At 63.5% G+C, this 1,248-nt stretch carries 1 protein-coding gene; it reads right to left on the bottom strand.

The features are described from left to right. Positions 1-29 precede the first annotated feature (29 nt). Positions 30-1,168 (bottom strand): IS3 family transposase gene (locus DFR67_RS30135; RefSeq protein ID WP_085948638.1). Its coding sequence is split into 2 segments (ribosomal slippage): positions 30-898 and positions 898-1,168, totalling 1,140 coding nucleotides; the frame shifts between segments, so codons are not numbered across the junction. Positions 1,169-1,248 lie beyond the last annotated feature (80 nt).

Below are 1,248 nucleotides of genomic sequence, written 5' to 3'. Positions count from 1 at the left end.
TGAGGGGGACCCATTCTATGGTCCAGTCGCTATGCGGCTTGGGGTTGGTGGGTCGTGGTCCACTGTAGGGCGAACTCGGCGGGGGTGAGTCCGTGGTGGGCCGAATGGGGTCGGTTGGCGTTGTAGTCGATCCTCCAGTCTTCGATGATGACCCGGGCTTCGCGCAGGGAGTCAAAGCGCCAGGAGTTGAGCAGCTCGTCGCGCAGGCGGCCGTTGAACGATTCGATCCAGGCGTTCTGCCACGGGGAGCCGGGGTCGATGAATAGTGATCCGGTGCCGTTGAATCGGCACCAGTCGTTGACGGCGTGAGCGACGAATTCCGGTCCGTTGTCGAACCGCACGTAGCACGGTGGACCATGTATCAGGGCCAGGCGGTCGAGAACGTCAACCACGCCATCGGCGTTGATGACGCGGTCGACGTGGATCGCCAGGGCTTCGCGGGTGAACTCGTCGATCACGTTGAGCATTTTGATGGTTCGGCCGTCGGCGGTGGTGTCGAATTGGAAGTCCATCGCCCAGATCACGTTCGGCCGGATTGGGCACATCGCCCCAACCGCGGTCCCGATTCCGGTGAGCCGTTTCTTCCTGCGGCGCTGGGGAACTCGCAGCCCCTCCTCGCGCCACAGGCGGCGGATGCGTTTGTTGTTGACCGTGAAGCCCGCTTTGCGCGCGGCGATCGCGGCGCGTCGCCAGCCCCAGCGGGGCCGGTCGGTGGAAAACCCACGTAGCCAGGACCGCAGCTCGGCTTCCTCCGCGGTGATCGGCGCTGGGTGCAGTCGCATCGTGGAGCGGTGGATGCCCACCACAGCACATGCTCGCCGCTCAGATACCCCGAACCGCTCACGCAGCATCGTCACGGCGCTGCGCTTGCGGTTCGGGGTCAGAAGTTTCCCGACGAAATCTCCTTGAGCATGTCGATATCGAGGGCCTGGTTGGCGACCAACTTCTTGAGCCGAGCGTTCTCAGCTTCGAGTTCTTTGAGGCGTTTGACGTCATTGGCCTTCATGCCCCCGTACTGGGCCACCCAGCGATGCCAGGTCGACTCTGTGACCTCCAGATGCCGGCACACCTCAGCCAACTCCTGCCCGGTCCCGAGGAGCTTGTTGCCCTCGGCCAGCTTGCGGATGATCTGATCCGGCGTATGCCGCCGGCGCTTGCTACCTGCCATGTCGTCGTCGATTCTTCCTGCCCAAACACTCGGGCAACAGAGTCGCACAACAACTGGACCACTACGAAGGGCCCACCTCA

It is taken from the genome of Williamsia limnetica, from assembly GCF_003217475.1.
Classification (GTDB): Bacteria; Actinomycetota; Actinomycetes; order Mycobacteriales; family Mycobacteriaceae; genus Williamsia; species Williamsia limnetica.
This window is presented reverse-complemented; position numbering and strand designations above follow the sequence as displayed.